Source organism: Ruegeria sp. EL01 (assembly GCF_900313035.1).
Lineage (GTDB): Bacteria > Pseudomonadota > Alphaproteobacteria > Rhodobacterales > Rhodobacteraceae > Ruegeria.
Window position 1 is genome coordinate 422,640 of record NZ_OMPS01000048.1, and the last position, 15,536, is coordinate 438,175.

The following is a 15,536-nucleotide window of genomic DNA, read 5'->3' on the forward strand; positions in this document are numbered from 1 at the left end:
CATGGGTCAGATGTTGAAGTGCATCTCGCCGATTGATGGATCGGTTTTTGCAGAGCGTGAAATCTTGTCGCGAGATGCAGCGTTTGAGGTTGTGGCGCGTTCAAGGGCGGCCCAGCGAAACTGGATGGCGCGACCGCTGCAGGAACGCATTGATCTTGTGATGGCGGGTGTCGCTGCTGTTGGGGCAGTGAATGACGAGATCGTGCCGGAACTGGCCCATATGATGGGACGTCCCGTGCGCTACGGTGGTGAGTTCGGCGGCTTCAATGAGCGTGCCAGCCACATGGCAGAGATTGCTGAGACTTCGCTGGCGGATATCGCGGTGGGCGAGGACGAGAGTTTCAAGCGCTATATCAAACGCATCCCGCATGGCGTGGTGTTCGTCGTGGCACCATGGAACTACCCTTACATGACGGCGATCAACACCGTGGCGCCTGCGCTGATTGCCGGGAACGCAGTTGTTCTGAAACATGCCACGCAGACGCTGTTGGTGGGAGAGCGTATGGCGCAAGCCTTCCATTCGGCGGGTGTGCCAGAGGATGTGTTTCAGAACGTGTTTCTGTCTCATGACGTGACCAATGACCTGATCGCAGGCAATGCGTTCGATTTTGTGAACTTCACCGGATCAGTTGGTGGTGGTCAGGCGATGGAGCGCGCCGCTGCGGGCACATTCACCGGGGTTGGAACCGAATTGGGTGGCAAAGACCCCGGCTATGTCATGGAGGATGCCGATCTGGATGCGGCAGTCGACACGCTGATCGACGGGGCCATGTTCAACTCGGGCCAGTGCTGTTGTGGGATCGAACGGATCTACGTGCATGAGAGCCTGTTCGATGACTTCGTCGCCAAGGCTGTTGCGATCGTGAAGGGGTACAAGCTGGGCAATCCGTTGGACAGCGAGACAACGATCGGCCCAATGGCCAATGTGCGCTTCGCCGATGAGGTGCGCGCGCAGATTTCTGAGGCCATAGCAGCTGGGGCCGTGACCCATATCGAAACCTTCCCCGAGGATGACGGCGGTGCCTATCTGACACCGCAAATCCTGACCAATGTGACCCACGACATGCGCGTGATGCGGGACGAGAGTTTTGGTCCTGTCGTGGGCATCATGAAGGTCGCGTCGGACGATGAGGCCATCGGGCTGATGAATGATAGTGAATTTGGCCTAACGGCATCTCTCTGGACCAGCGATGTGGATCGTGCTGCGCACGTGGGCGATGCCATCGAAACGGGTACTGTTTTCATGAACCGCGCCGACTATCTGGACCCGGGCCTGTGCTGGACCGGCTGCAAGAACACCGGGCGCGGCGGCGGATTGTCCGTCATTGGCTATCACAACCTGACCCGTCCCAAATCCTATCACTTGAAAAAGTAGCGGGCTAAGGACGACTTGCCTGCCCTTGCCTCCTCGCCGGGGCAGGCCTTAACGACAAAGGAAATCTGACATGAGTCTTGTTGGAAACTGGTCCTATCCCACCGCGATTAAATTCGGTGCAGGGCGTATCAAGGAACTGCCCGAGGCTTGTGCGGCGGCAGGAATGAAGAAGCCGCTGCTGGTCACTGACAAGGGGCTGGCCGATCTGCCAATCACGTTGGCGACGCTGGATATCCTCGACGCTGCGGGTTTAGCCCGGGGCTTGTTCAGCGATGTGGACCCTAACCCCAATGAAATGAACCTGGAAGCTGGTGTTGCGGCTTACAATGCAGGTGGCCATGACGGCGTAATTGCATTTGGTGGCGGCTCTGGATTGGACCTGGGCAAGATGGTCGCTTTTATGGCGGGTCAGACCCGACCAGTCTGGGACTTTGAAGATGTCGGGGATTGGTGGACCCGTGCAGATGCAGACGTGATCGCGCCGATCATTGCAGTGCCAACCACTGCAGGAACGGGATCTGAAGTTGGTCGCGCCAGCGTCATTACCAATTCCGAGACCCATGCCAAGAAAATCATCTTTCATCCGAAAGTTCTGCCGACAGTCGTGATCTGTGACCCCGAGCTGACTGTGGGTATGCCGAAGTTCATCACCGCAGGCACCGGGCTGGACGCATTTGCCCATTGCGTCGAAGCCTTCTCGAGCCCACATTACCACCCGATGAGTCAGGGTATTGCGCTGGAAGGCATGCGGTTGGTCAAAGAATACCTGCCGCGCGCTTACGCCGATGGCACCGATATCGAGGCGCGCGCGCAGATGATGAGTGCGGCAGCCATGGGCGCCACCGCCTTTCAGAAGGGTCTTGGTGCGATCCATGCGATGAGCCATCCGATTGGGGCTGTGTTCAACACCCATCATGGCACAACCAATGCCGTCTGCATGCCATCCGTGTTGGAATTCAACGCCGGCCACATCGCGGACAGGTTCGACACCGCCGCCGCCTATCTAGGAGTAGAGGGCGGCTTTGATGGTTTCCGCGCCTTTGCTCAGGATCTCAATGACAAGCTGGGCATCCCCCGTCGGTTGTCAGAGCTTGGCGTCACTGAAGCGTCCATCCCTGAGCTTGTCCAAGGCGCATTGATAGATCCGTCTTGCGGCGGCAATCCGATCGAACTGAGCGAAGACAACCTCACTGCGCTGTTCAAGGCAGCGTTGTAGAGGCGTAAGTTACAAAGAACACGGCAACTCAAAACCGACTCCAGCCTCAAAGCTGGGGTCGGATTGCGTTAGTGCCCAGTCAACACAAGCGTGTTCACTGGCATAAGGATCAAACGCAGGCGCAAGCCCGCCGCATGTACGACGCCAATTGTGTCGACCACATGCAGGAAGGCCGCTTCCCAGAAGCCGAGGTCCTCGTGTTCAAGCCGTTCATGGTTGTCGGTATAGACATTCGCCAAGCAATTGCTGCCGGGTGGAATGTCATCAGCCATACCCTTGTACAAAGGCTCCATGTACACGAGGATCGATCCTGGCACCTTGTTGGACTGCACATCGCGCAGTTCATCCGAAGGCCGGATCTGGCCTGACGGGATCACATCCTGCACCTCGACCACGACCACCGGAATCACGGTGAAAGGCTTGGTCATACACCCCAATTCGCCGATCATACCGGGTTTGATGACCTGTGCGGACAGCTGATTGAACGCAGCCTGAAACCTGTTATGCCCAGAGGATGACGGTACCAGAATACCCGCAGGACGCAGCAACGGGCTGACGTAATCCCCCACTTGCAACCCGAACTGTTCGATCCGCCCTGTAACACCAGCGTTGATCACAGTCTTGTCGAGCTCGGTCAGGGCTGCATCCAGCTGCGCGTTTGCGCTCGCCAGTTGCGCCGGGATCAGTTCTTCGATCTGCTGAACCACAGCAGCCCGCTTTGATTCAGAGGCTACGACCTGCGCCTCACGTTCAGCCACGAGGTTTTCAAGCCGGTCGATTTCAGCCAAACGCACCGCGCTCGATCCCTCATCACGCAGCGTGGTGTTGCGCTCCAGATCCTCAAGCGATTGCGCCAGCGCGGCGCGCGCCCCGGCGATCCCGGCATCAGCCTCAGCCAGATCTGTTTCGGCCACTTTCAATGATGCCTGAACCTGCGCGATCTGAGCATGTGCAGATTCGACCTGAGCGATTTGGGTGAAATCCTCGATCCGGAAAATCGGCTGTCCAGCCGTCACCAACTCGTTGTTGCGAACATAGACCTCGGACACCCGCCCCCCCAGCTGCGGCAGGATCGTGACGGTGCGGAAATACGACGCCGCGGTTTTAGATGCGGGATGAAAGTAAAACAGCGTGGTGATCACAGTCAGCGCCAGAATGGCACAGGTGGTCAGCCCCCAACGCAATTCATACCACATGGTGAACAGAGTGATTTCATGCCCGATCCGTTTGCCCTGTACATAGCGGCGGAACAGATAGTCTGGCAGCACGGTAATCAGCGCGCACATCATTGTTTCAAGCATATCTTACTGCTCCTGCGGCGCGGTGGGTTCGGGGTGTTCTGTCGCAGTATCCTCGACCACCGGGTCGGGTGTACGTTGCGGTGCCAAGGATCGGATGGCATCGGCAATCGATCGCAACGGCGCGGCAAAATCGGGAAACTGAAAACCGGCCACAAGAATGGCGGCCACCCAGAACAGCCCGTTATGGGTAAATAGCGCCAAAAGCGCAAGAATGCCCACCAATTGGAATTGTGGGTGGTTGGATTCATGCGCGATTTTTTCCGGAATCGAATGCAGCGTAAAATACGCAACCCCAATCAAAACAATCAAAGCTACAGTGAATACGACCATGAATGTGAATAGAAAATCACTTCCATCCGCCTGGACCACGTAGGACGGAATGTGTCCTGTGGCCATCGGGTGCAGTTCTACGGTGCTCACCCTGTCCTCCTGCTAATGCTTTCCCCTTGTTTGGATGGGTTGATAGTCAAATTCAAGCCTGCTTATAGTTTCCAAGGCCCTTTGCAGGTCCCATCAAACCTATACAAAGTTCAAATGTCCATCTCACCTACCCCTTGGAACACCGGGGCAAAACCGGTTGATATTGAAGTAAAACATGATTGATTTTTTGGTTATTGGCGGCGGCATCGCCGGGCTTAGCGCTGGTGCACGGCTGTCCGAGCATGGGTCTGTAACAGTTCTAGAAGCTGAAGACGCCCTTGGCTATCACGCCTCGGGCCGGTCTGCGGCCCTGTTTGAAGAAAGCTATGGCCCATCCTCGGTTGTTGCGTTGAACAAGGCTGGTGCCCAGTATTTGCGATCGGAAAACGGGGGGTACCTGACGCCACGCGGGTTGATGCTGATCGGCGCAAACGATCAGGCCGAAATCTTTAAGGCCGATTGTGCGGACCTGAACATGCAACCCCTATCAGTGGATCAAGCCGTGTCCCGGGTGCCGATCCTGAACACCGATATCGTCGGCTTTGCCGCTGTCAGCGAGGGCGCTTTCGACATTGATACAGACCGTCTACTGCAGGACTTTGCCCGGATCATACGCCGAAACGGCGGCACTGTTCTGACCAAATGCCAAGTGACGCGGATACACAAAGACGCTCATTGGACGGTCGAAGCCGGACAGGTGTTTGATGCCCAAAATCTTGTCAACGCAGCTGGGGCCTGGGCGGATGAAGTCGCGACTTTGGCCGGTGTGCCACCCATCGGCATAACACCGCGACGCCGATCAATGGCCCGCATTCCCGCGCCGGGCGGGCACGACGTATCGGGCTGGCCGATGATGCTGGGCGCTGGTGAAACTTGGTATGCAAAGCCGGATGCTGGCAAACTGCTGGTGTCACCATCCGAGGCTGATCCGGTTGCTCCACATGACGCCTTTGCCGACGATATGGTGCTGGCGGAAGGTCTTGCCAGATACGAAGAGCTCATGACCGAACCTGTGACACGTGTGGAAACCAACTGGGCCGGGCTGCGCAGTTTCGCCCCCGATGGAACTCTGGTGCTTGGCCCTGATCCGGCAGAGCCCTCGTTTGTCTGGTCGGCAGGGCAAGGGGGGTACGGATTTCAAACCGCGCCTGCGGCGTCCCAGCTTCTGGCAGATCTGGTCACAGGAAACCAACCACAGATTGATCAACGTTTCATCTCGCTGCTGACCCCGGGCCGATTGACCAGATGATCAAACGCAACCTTCCCCCTTCGGCAAGTGTCGCGACAGCGGCGGATGACGGCAAAATGGTTGCTCCCGCCGCGACCCGGAATACAGATGCTTTGTGTGAGCTTGTAAGCGCGCATGCCCCACAGCGTGGTAAAGCGCTTGAGATCGCAAGCGGCACAGGCCAGCACATCTGTGCTTTTGCTAAGCATCTTCCTGATTTGACTTGGCAACCCACAGAAATCGATCCTGATCGCCGCGCCAGCATCGACGCTTATGCAAGCGTCCTGCCAAACGTCGCTGCAGCAGCCGATCTGAACGCCACTTCAGCGGGATGGCATTCTCGGGTTTCGCAGAAAGATCTAATCATATTGGTTAACTTGCTGCATCTTGTGAGTTGGCAAGAAACAAAAACCCTTGTCACGGAAGTCGCAAAGGCGCTGACACCGGGTGGTCGTTTCATCTTGTACGGCCCTTTCCAGCGCGCAGGGCAGCTGACCAGCGATGGCGACAAACGATTTCATAACGCTCTGATCCAGCAAGACCCTGAGATCGGGTACAAGAATGACGACGACATAGCCGAGTTGTTCTTGGCTTGCAGTCTGGAACTGCTCGAAATCGTCGAGATGCCTGCCAACAACTTGGCCTTTATCGCAAAAAAGCCCGCCTAAGCGGGCTTTGATTGATTTGCATCAGTTACATGTCGAGGCAAACTAGCCGTCCTTGCGGATGACCTCATTTTTTGGGTCGTAGGGGCTATCGCAGGTCACGACCGCGTCCCACAGCTTATCCTGCATCTTAACCTTCAACTTAGTGCCTTCTACGGCCAGATCAGGCGTGATGTAGCCCATACCAATAGATTTCTCGAAAGCCACCGAATAGCCGCCCGATGTCAAACGACCCACCCTCACGCCTTCGGGTGTGTAGAGCACCTCGCGACCCCATGGGTCAGCATCGTCCGGCCCGTCAATCAGCAAAGTGCAGCATTTCACGCGCACGCCGGTTTCGACCATCTTGTCCTTGCCGTGGAATTCTTTGTTCAGATCGACAAAACGCGGCAGGTCGGCTTCCAGCGGGTTCGCGTCACGGCCCAGTTCGTTACCAAAGGCGCGATAGGATTTCTCCTGGCGCAACCAGTTCTGGGCGCGGGCGCCCACCAGTTTCATACCGTGTTTTTCGCCCGCCTTTTCCAGCAGATCGAACAGGTAGTTCTGCATCTCCATCGGGTGGTGCAGTTCCCATCCGAGCTCACCGGTATAAGCCACGCGGATCGCGTTGACCGGGCACATACCCAGTTCGATTTGACGGGCAGACAGCCACGGAAAGCGTTTATTGGACAGTGCGGTGTCCGGATCTGCGTCGTTGATGACCTCTTTCAGAACCTCACGCGACTTGGGTCCGGCTATGGCAAAGACGCCCCACTGCGTGGTCACATCCTGGATTTCGATATAGCCGAACTCCTCCATCTTGTCCTCTGCCGCCTTGCGCAGGAAGTCGGCGTCGTACTCTGTCCAGGCTCCGGCTGAGACGATGTAGTAATTGTTCTCGCCGTTGCGCACGATGGTATATTCGGTGCGGGTGGTACCGTGCGACGTCAGCGCGTAGGTCAGGTTGATGCGACCAACCTTGGGCAGCTTGTTGCAGGTGAACCAATCCAGGAATTGGGTCGCACCGGGGCCTTTGACGACATGCTTGGTAAACGCAGTTGCGTCGATCAGGCCAGCACCTTCGCGGATCGCTTTGGCTTCATCTACGGCGTGCTGCCACCAGCCACCCCGGCGGAAAGACCGCGCATCGTGGTCAAAATTCTCTGGCGCACCCAGCGGGCCAAAATAGTTGGGACGTTCCCAGCCATTGACCCATCCGAACTGAGCGCCGCGTGCTTTCTGGCGGTCATAGGCTGGCGCGGTCCGCAGCGGGCGGGCTGCCGGGCGCTCTTCGTCCGGGTGGTGCAGGATGTAGACGTGGTCGTAGCATTCTTCGTTCTTGCGTGCCGCAAACTCGGTGGTCATCCAGTTGCTGCTGTAGCGCTTGGGGTCCAGCGAAGCCATGTCGATCTCGGCTTCGCCATCAACCATCATCTGCGCCAGATAATAGCCGGTGCCACCTGCGGCGGTGATGCCGAACGAGAAGCCTTCTGCCAGCCACATGTTACGCAGACCCGGTGCAGGCCCAACCAGCGGGTTACCGTCCGGCGTGTAGCAGATTGGACCGTTGAAATCGTCCTTTAGTCCGCTTTCTTCGCAAGACGGGACGCGGTGGATCATCGCCATGTACTGCCTTTCGATCCGTTCCAGATCCAGCGGGAACAGGTCGGCGCGGAAGCTGTCGGGCACACCATGCTCAAAGCAGGCTGGCGCGTTCTTTTCATAAACGCCCAGGATCCAGCCGCCGCGTTCTTCGCGGACATAGGACTGCGCATCAGCGTCACGGATGACGGGATGCTCATCGCCGCCACCCGCGCGGTATTCGACCAGCGCCGGGTCTTTGTCCATCACGATGAACTGATGCTCGACCGGAATCGCAGGCATTTTGATGCCCAACATTTTGGCGGTGCGCTGCGCGTGGTTGCCGGATGCGGTCACGACATGTTCGGCGGTGATGACGACCTGCTCGTCGCCGGGCACAAGGTTGCCGCCCTGCTCGACCATCTTGGTGCAGGTGACTTCCCAATGGGTGCCATTCCAGTGGAATGCATCAGCCTGCATCTTGCGCACGATATCCGCGCCGTGCTGACGCGCGCCCTTGGCCATCGCCTGTGTCACGTCTGCCGGGTTAATGTAACCGTCGGTGTTGTGATAAATGGCACCCTTCAGGTCTTCGGTGTTGATCAGGGGCCAGCGGGCCTTGATTTCATCCGGGGTCAACCATTCGTAGGGCACGCCGCAGGTCTCAGCCGTTGAAGCGTAGAGCATATACTCATCCATACGCTCTTGCGTCTGCGCCATGCGCAGGTTGCCGACGACAGCGAAACCGGCGTTCAGTCCGGTTTCATCCTCAAGCTGCTTGTAAAAATCAACCGAGTATTTGTGAATGTGGGTCGTCGCGTAAGACATGTTGAACAGCGGCAGCAGTCCAGCCGCGTGCCAGGTCGAGCCAGAGGTCAACTCGTCCCGTTCGATCAGCATCACATCATCCCAGCCAGCCTTGGCCAGATGATAGGCAATCGAGGTTCCGATGGCGCCACCGCCAACGACCAGTGCTTTGACTTGGGTTTTCATAACCGGGCGTCTCCCCTTGAATTCAGCTGACACCATATGGCGCACTTGCGAAGGCAACCGCGACATTCATCCGACCAGTGATATGAAAAAAACGACCCACATATCAAATGCGGGCCGCAAATCAGCTCCAGTTAGGGTTTATCAGTCGTCGGAACGGCAGAGCTTTCTTGTTCCAACTGTCTTGCAGGTCAGCTTGCCGCCTTCTGTTGCAGGGGCCTTTTGTACCCTGTCGTTCTCCATGATCAGAAGTAACGCGTTCCGATACGTCGTCTGGATCAGGGCGTCATAGTCGGGCACATCGTCACCAGTGGCGTCCAGCGTTGCACCCGGGGCGATGTTTTCGACAAACGAGTTGATAAGCTGCGCCGCCTCATCCGAGTTCAAGTTGTGTTCCTTCGCGGATTCGGCCCGCAATTGAACCATCGCCCTGCGCAGCTCCATCATCTGCGCCGCCAGCGCGACCTCATTTTCCGGTTGAACCTGAACATCAGTCCCAACCGTTGGGACCGGTGTATTCAATATCCCATTCAAGCCGTCATAGTTGATCGCGCCCAGCAACGCCCGCACCGAGTCGTCCGAGGCGACCGCCCGTACCCTGATCTGGATTTCATCGTCAAAACCGATCCAACCATCAAACACCCTGAAGGCTGACGCCTCTTGCCAGGACGGAAATTCCACCTCTGCGAACCCAACGCCACCCGAAACGGCAAAACCCTCATAGTCCGGCTGATACGCTATTTCACTCGCGGAAATCTCGGCCATACCACTCAAAACACCTTTGGATTTCAGCAGGTCATTTCGAAAGACTTCAATCCAGATGATCTCATCATCCTTGGCGTAGATCCATCCCCGCGCCGCTGCTTGTGTCGCATCCGGTCCCGAAGCTCCCGTCCACAGCGGCGCATTGTTCCCCTCGGCCAGGGCACGGCGGAACCAGCCATCCGGGGCATCAGGCAAGAATGCTCTGGTCTCTGCAGCGGTCACCTCAACTCCGAACATTCGGGAGGAAACAGAGTTGACATAGCTTTCTAAGCTAAGCCCCCCATCAGACGTCTTGTATTGCTGGTTATAATCCAGCCCTGCGATGACAAGGCCACAAATGGCCGCCAGTCCAGCAAGATACTTAGCGCTCATAGATTCCCATCCGTAATGGTTTGGACTGAAATCACCTCAGAAAACAGTCGTTTTAAAGGCGCAAAACGGACAGGAGTTGGAAACCGGCTGACAATCAGTCGGACAGGATTTTTCCGGGATTCATGATGTTGTCGGGATCCAGTGCCGCCTTGATCGCCGCCATGTACTGTGTGGCTGCCCCAAGTTCCTTGATCAGGTAGGGGCGTTTGCCCTGCCCGATGCCGTGTTCGCCTGTGCATGTGCCTTCCATCGAAATGGCCAGATCATTCAGCCACCCAACAAACTCATCGGCCTTGGCTAATTCATCCGCATTTCCCATGTCGATAAGTGGCAGTGAGTGGAAGTTGCCATCACCCACATGCCCTACAATCGGAGCAATCAGCCCCAGTTCCGCCGCCTTGTCCTGCGCGGCCCCGACCGCTTCGGCCAGCCGAGAAATCGGCACGCAAACATCGGTAGATATCCCCTGCGCGCCTGGGCGCAATTGCAGACAGGCCCAATACATGTCGTGGCGCGCCTGCCAGAGCTTGTTTCGTTCTTCTGTCGAGGAGGTGGTCGCAAAATCGCTGCCCCCAAATTCCTGCGCTATCTGGCCAAAAGTCTCTGCTTGTTCCACGGCGCCGGACTCGGACCCGTGAAATTCAAGCAGTAACAGAGGTGTTTCGGGCAATGTCAGAGTGGAGTAGGCATTGGCCGCCTTGACCGACATTTCATCCAACAATTCGATACGCGCCACGGGAATCCCATACTGGATGGTCATCATCACGGCCTGACAAGCGGCATCAACTGTCGGGAAAGAACATCGTGCGGAACTGATCGCCTCGGGGATACCGTGAAGGCGCAAGGTCAACTCGGTGATTATGCCCAGCGTCCCTTCAGCGCCGATCATCAACCGGGCCAGATCGTATCCGGCCGAGGATTTTCTGGCACGGCGCCCTGTTCGGATAATCTGCCCATCCGGCATGACCGCTTCCAGGCTGAGTACATTGTCCTTCATGGTTCCATAGCGCACTGCGTTGGTGCCGGAGGCGCGGGTCGCTGCCATGCCACCCAACGACGCATTGGCGCCGGGATCGATGGGAAAGAACAGACCCTGATCGCGCAGGTGCGTGTTCAGATCCTCGCGCGTGACGCCGGGCTGCACCACACAATCCAGATCTTCCGAATGCACTGCCAGAACCTGATTCATTTCGGTCAGATCAACCGATATTCCACCCGCTGGCGCATTTACATGTCCTTCAAGCGAGGTGCCCGTGCCAAAGGCGATAACCGGCACCTTATGGGCAGCGCAGGCTTTGATGATGTCCGAAACTTCTTCGGTCGTGTGCGGGAAAACCACTGCGTCGGGGCTTTGGTTTTCTATCCAGGTGGTGGTGTGGCCATGCTGTTCCCGGATTGCAGCCCCGGTCTGCAACCGGTCACCGAACCGTTGCTTCAGAACACCAATTGCAGTTTCGATCCCGGCCTCGTTTCGCGGCAAAGCGGTTGCTTGCACCATGGTGATCCTCCCCTGCCCGCATGGATGGCGGGCCTGTCAATGCATGACTAAAAGGCCCGCCGCGCAGGGGCAATACCCACAAATTCGGATGCCTTACTCGCCCAGCGCGATCCCTTCACGCCTTGGGTCCGCGCCACCACTGAGACCGCCCCCGATTTCAATGGCGTGTAAACCCGAGGTCAGGTCACGCGGATTCACTTCGAACCCGATCTCGATCAGGGCGTCCGCATATCCTTCAGCTGCTGTATCGAGTTCCACATCATATGTGCCGAACCGGTTCACCAGATGTGGCAGCGATACGGCTTGTTGCACGTCCATATCCCAATCGGCCCAAGCGATGATCGACTTGGCGACATAGCCGATGATGCGGCTGCCACCCGGCGAGCCAATAGCCAGAACCGGCGCTCCGTCTTGCATGACAATGGTCGGGCTCATAGACGACCGGGGGCGCTTGCCGGGTTCAAGCCGATTGGCAATGGGCACACCATCGCGGTGCGTCCTGAACGAGAAATCCGTCATCTCGTTGTTCAGTAGGAACCCGTTGGTCATCAGGCGCGAACCGAACCCGTTTTCGATGGTCGTCGTCATCGACAACACATTGCCATAGGCATCCACGATCGAGATATGCGAGGTCGAGGGCAGCTCCAGCGAAACATCATCTGCCCAGTTCAGCGCATGATCGAATTCAGGATTGCCGGGGGCCACCTCAGCCAGCGCGCCTTCGGCATTGAGTAACTCGGCCCGCCCGGACAGGTAATCCGGATCAACCAGACCCGAGGTTGGCATGGGGACAAAGTCGCTGTCGGCCATGTAGCGCCCCCGATCCGCAAAGGCGAGGCGAGATGCTTCACCTATCAGCCGCCATGTTTCGGCATTTTCAGGATCCATCGCGGCCAGATCATAGCTGTTCAGCATGCCAAGTATCTGTCCAACTGTCAGCGCACCCGACGACGGCGGACCCATGCCACAGACTTCGTACGCTCGGTAAGCAGCACAGACGGGCTCACGCTCGATGACCTGATACAGCGCCAGATCAGTCCCGGACAGAACGCCGGGATTGCCCGGTGCTGTTCGAACCGTGCTGACAATTCCGGACGCAATCTCTCCGCCATAGAACCCCGCCGATCCGTCGGCAGCCAGTGCGCGTAGCGTTTCCGCGTACTCCGGATTCACCAATCGCTGGCCTTGTTGTAGCGGCGCACCTCCGGGCAGAAAATACGCGGCAGTTGCAGGGAAGCGCGACAGCTTCTCCGCGTCGTTCTCCACAAGGCTGGCCAAGCGGGGCGAAACCAGAAAGCCTTCGTCCGCCAGCTGGATGCCATCGGTGAACAGACCTGGCCAAGGGGACCGGCCCCAACGGCGATGCGCCTCTTCCAACAGCGCGGGTGTCCCCGGCGTACCAACGGACAATCCTCCGACAACGGCATCAAAGAACCCCAGCGGTTCGCCATTTTCGTCCTGAAACAAGGTAGGCGTTGCAGCCAAAGGCGCGGTTTCCCGTCCGTCCAAGGTGGTCAATTGCCCGCTGGCCGCGTCGTACCAGACAAGGAACGCCCCACCGCCCAAGCCTGAAGACTGCGGTTCGACCAACCCAAGCACAACCTGGACAGCAACCATTGCATCCGCGGCCGAACCACCTGCCCGCAAAACCCTTGCCCCAGCTTCGACTGCCAGCGGATTGGCGGCCGCCACCATCCAATTCTCGGATTTTACGGGAACACCTGCCGCCTTTGCCTCGAGCGCTGCAATGACTTCTTCCGTTTCCGCCTGCACCTGCCCTTCTGACGCCCCTTCAGGTGAGACTGCATCGGCAGTTTCCTGTCCAAAAACGGGTGTCGCAAAAGCAATTGCAGAAAGTAAGAGTCCTGAAATTCGACCAGTATGCATCCTAATCCTCCGATTCAATCTTTAGGTTCAACGTTGTACGTGAACCGACTGCTGGCAACCGCAACCAGGTGACGAACAGCTCCACGGCGAAATTTCGCCACACACAAAGCGTTACAACTGTTCCTCTTCGTTTCGCCCGGTCGCATCGCGTCCCCAGTCATAGTGTTTCATACCTATGAACTCGGGCAACCAAGACTCTCGTCTGACAGTCCAACTTTCATAACTCGGCCTCAGTTGATTGGGCGTATCAAGGCACCCAAGATGTATTTCGATTTCGTCCCCGGTTCGGGCAAACACGGGCGATCCGCATGTTGGGCAAAAATACCGCTCAGCATAACTGTGCGAGGTTCCGGTGATTTCCACAGAGTCCTCCGGAAACACCGCAGCCGCATAGAACAGGGCACCATGATGCTTGCGACAATCAAGGCAGTGACAGAGCCCAACCCGGTACGGTTGACCCCTCGCTTTGATCCGCAGTTTGCCACAGCGGCATCCACCTTCGAACGTATCCAATTGATGGCTCCTTATTATGAACCTTCGAATGTCCGCGATGAGCCCATTCTTACGGATGCTGCGACGCGTTTGAACGTCGGCTCATTCCGCGTTGGGTGTAGTGCACCGCTGCATCGGCTTCGGTTTGAACGTAGCAGTGTCTAACGTTGACGAACTGACGACAACCCGTCACACGTCGACCCAACACGGGATTCTCTTTTGACGCCACGTTGTTCCCAAATGGAGGCAGGCTTGGAAAATTTTGACTTCCTCACGAAGTTTTTTGATAGTGTTTTAGGGTTCTTGCTTGGCGCAGTATTGGGTTTCTTCAGCCGAACGTTCTTCTTGCGTCTTCCTCGGTTTTTTCGTTACGTGAAACGAAAATCCCACATCAAATGGAGGGAGAGTTATTTCCCAAATGATGTCGACATAATCACCTTGGATTTGGCGGGTACGACTGAAGACGAAGACGTCGAAGGCGGTTTTGTATATGATCACAAGTCTGTTCGAGACTCTGCACAGGTCTTTCTTTTGAAATTTCCGGAGGCGGCGATTGCTCAAGAGGACCACTCAACTGTTTCATTCTCTCTGGAAAACTACAACACAGACTTTCACGAAGTTTTTGGCAAAACATCACTGCGTCATTTGGACGAAATAACTGGAATTAGGGGCCTCTCAGAACGAGTAACGGAGGCCTCGATTTTGGAGGCAAAGCTCTTGTTTTCACAAAAAGAAGGCAGGCACTTCAATGGTAGGACTTTTGGATTGAGGTCAATCAAGTTCAATAGGTCCGGAAACCTTGAGCGGCCAAAACTGGATATATCACTCTATAGAACAGACTATTTTACACAATGCGTTATGCATCGGGTTGCACTCGGCTTGTTATCTGAGGGAATGCTGTCCGCTGACAAAATCGCTTCTAACCGCGAAAGTGGCTTTGATGTGATCAACACTACATATTTTCCGTTCATCGTCGGATTGGCGATCAATGCGTTTGTCCTAACTGACGAAGGCAGGGAATTAGTTCTAGTTCGGCGCTCAGCGAATGCGAAAGTAGTTTAGATCATGCGAGAAAATATAACACTTCCATCGATGAAGCCTTTTCTCAATTTGACACCACGCACTCCGAGTTTGGCCAAGGAAACGTGACCATTAATCGCTGTTTCAGGCGCGGCGCAAAGGAAGAACTTGGCATTAATGTGGACGACCCGATATTGAGCCCAATGAATGTATTTCAGGTGTTTTTCGTGAAGAGTCTGTTTCAAGTTGCGTTAGCAGGATACAGCAAATTTGAAGGGACGTTTGAGGAGCTACGCGCGCTACCTGCTCAGGATAAGCCGCTTGAACATGAGAGTATGGAAAGTTTCGAGTTTGGCTCGAAGGCTATGTCTAAGCTCCTAATTGGTGGTGAACTCATACCTTTCGTGCGCGATATTCTGATAGATTTTTGCAAAGTTAAGAATATCGACGTCGATATGACTGAGAACGGCGGTGAGAAAGTCGACCACGGAAGCGGCGGGATGACCCTGCTGCGGGCGGCGTAAAAGTCGTCCATCTTTGCCCTTCTTTTCGTAACGGAGGGGGGCGGGAGGATCTTTTCCGTGGATTTGTATCGTAAAGTTCGTCTGGCCTGTGCCGAGGGCATGAGCCAGCGAGAAGCGGCCCGGCATTTCGGGATATCTCGTGACAGCGTTCGCAAGATTTTGGCGTTTTCGGTCCCGCCCGGCTACCGGCGGTCAGCACCGATCCGGCGGCCCAAGCTGGATG

At 56.5% G+C, this 15,536-nt stretch carries 15 protein-coding genes; 8 read left to right on the forward strand and 7 right to left on the reverse strand.

All coding sequences use genetic code 11. The features are described 5' to 3' along the window. Position 1 precedes the first annotated feature (1 nt). Together D9K61_RS26350 and D9K61_RS26355 are read left to right on the forward strand one after the other, a co-directional pair. A complete protein-coding gene (locus tag D9K61_RS26350; RefSeq protein ID WP_120636156.1) occupies positions 2-1,375 on the forward strand; it encodes an aldehyde dehydrogenase family protein in 1,374 nt (457 codons plus the stop codon). Between the two features lie 70 nt (positions 1,376-1,445). Next, positions 1,446-2,591, forward strand: a complete 1,146-nt coding sequence (locus tag D9K61_RS26355) for an iron-containing alcohol dehydrogenase (protein WP_120636157.1) — start codon at positions 1,446-1,448, stop codon at positions 2,589-2,591. A gap of 68 nt (positions 2,592-2,659) precedes the next feature. Here the strand turns inward: D9K61_RS26355 and D9K61_RS26360 are convergent, their stop codons facing one another. Then, entirely contained in the window at positions 2,660-3,892 is a 1,233-nt protein-coding gene (locus D9K61_RS26360; protein ID WP_120636158.1) for an HlyD family secretion protein, read from the reverse strand. A gap of 3 nt (positions 3,893-3,895) precedes the next feature. After that, positions 3,896-4,288, reverse strand: coding sequence for a hypothetical protein (locus D9K61_RS26365; RefSeq protein WP_120636159.1), 393 nt, complete (start codon positions 4,286-4,288; stop codon positions 3,896-3,898). 199 nt (positions 4,289-4,487) lie between these two features. Here D9K61_RS26365 and D9K61_RS26370 point away from each other — a divergent pair, with 199 nt between their 5' ends. Together D9K61_RS26370 and D9K61_RS26375 are read left to right on the forward strand one after the other, a co-directional pair. Next, positions 4,488-5,561, forward strand: coding sequence for an FAD-binding oxidoreductase (locus tag D9K61_RS26370; RefSeq protein WP_120636160.1), 1,074 nt, complete (start codon positions 4,488-4,490; stop codon positions 5,559-5,561). Continuing rightward, entirely contained in the window at positions 5,558-6,208 is a 651-nt protein-coding gene (locus D9K61_RS26375; RefSeq protein ID WP_174235128.1) for a DUF938 domain-containing protein, read from the forward strand. Before D9K61_RS26370 ends, D9K61_RS26375 begins: the two co-directional genes overlap by 4 nt. Positions 6,209-6,250: 42 nt before the next feature. Here the strand turns inward: D9K61_RS26375 and D9K61_RS26380 are convergent, their stop codons facing one another. The 5 genes from D9K61_RS26380 to D9K61_RS26400 form a co-directional block, all read right to left on the reverse strand. Then, positions 6,251-8,758 carry an FAD-dependent oxidoreductase gene (locus D9K61_RS26380; RefSeq protein WP_120636161.1) on the reverse strand — a complete coding sequence of 836 codons (2,508 nt, stop codon included), beginning with the start codon at positions 8,756-8,758 and terminating at the stop codon, positions 6,251-6,253. A 141-nt stretch (positions 8,759-8,899) separates the two neighbouring features. Further along, entirely contained in the window at positions 8,900-9,892 is a 993-nt protein-coding gene (locus tag D9K61_RS26385; protein ID WP_120636162.1) for a hypothetical protein, read from the reverse strand. Between the two features lie 94 nt (positions 9,893-9,986). After that, the gene (locus D9K61_RS26390; RefSeq protein ID WP_120636163.1) at positions 9,987-11,390 is read right to left on the reverse strand and encodes an FAD-binding oxidoreductase; all 1,404 of its coding nucleotides are present in this window, start codon (positions 11,388-11,390) and stop codon (positions 9,987-9,989) included. A 93-nt stretch (positions 11,391-11,483) separates the two neighbouring features. Then, entirely contained in the window at positions 11,484-13,277 is a 1,794-nt protein-coding gene (ggt, locus tag D9K61_RS26395; RefSeq protein ID WP_120636164.1) for a gamma-glutamyltransferase, read from the reverse strand. A 111-nt stretch (positions 13,278-13,388) separates the two neighbouring features. Then, a complete protein-coding gene (locus tag D9K61_RS26400) occupies positions 13,389-13,790 on the reverse strand; it encodes a GFA family protein (protein ID WP_120636165.1) in 402 nt (133 codons plus the stop codon). Here D9K61_RS26400 and D9K61_RS27160 point away from each other — a divergent pair. The 4 genes from D9K61_RS27160 to D9K61_RS26415 form a co-directional block, all read left to right on the forward strand. Further along, entirely contained in the window at positions 13,683-13,934 is a 252-nt protein-coding gene (locus tag D9K61_RS27160) for a hypothetical protein (RefSeq protein ID WP_162947013.1), read from the forward strand. The genes D9K61_RS26400 and D9K61_RS27160 overlap by 108 nt on opposite strands. An 87-nt stretch (positions 13,935-14,021) precedes the next feature. After that, entirely contained in the window at positions 14,022-14,831 is an 810-nt protein-coding gene (locus D9K61_RS26405; protein WP_162947045.1) for a hypothetical protein, read from the forward strand. Positions 14,832-14,914: 83 nt separating this feature from the next. Beyond that, positions 14,915-15,313 carry a hypothetical protein gene (locus tag D9K61_RS26410; protein ID WP_120636167.1) on the forward strand — a complete coding sequence of 133 codons (399 nt, stop codon included), beginning with the start codon at positions 14,915-14,917 and terminating at the stop codon, positions 15,311-15,313. Positions 15,314-15,370: 57 nt separating this feature from the next. After that, positions 15,371-15,536: helix-turn-helix domain-containing protein (locus D9K61_RS26415; RefSeq protein ID WP_162947046.1), on the forward strand; the 166-nt coding region annotated here is incomplete at its 3' end.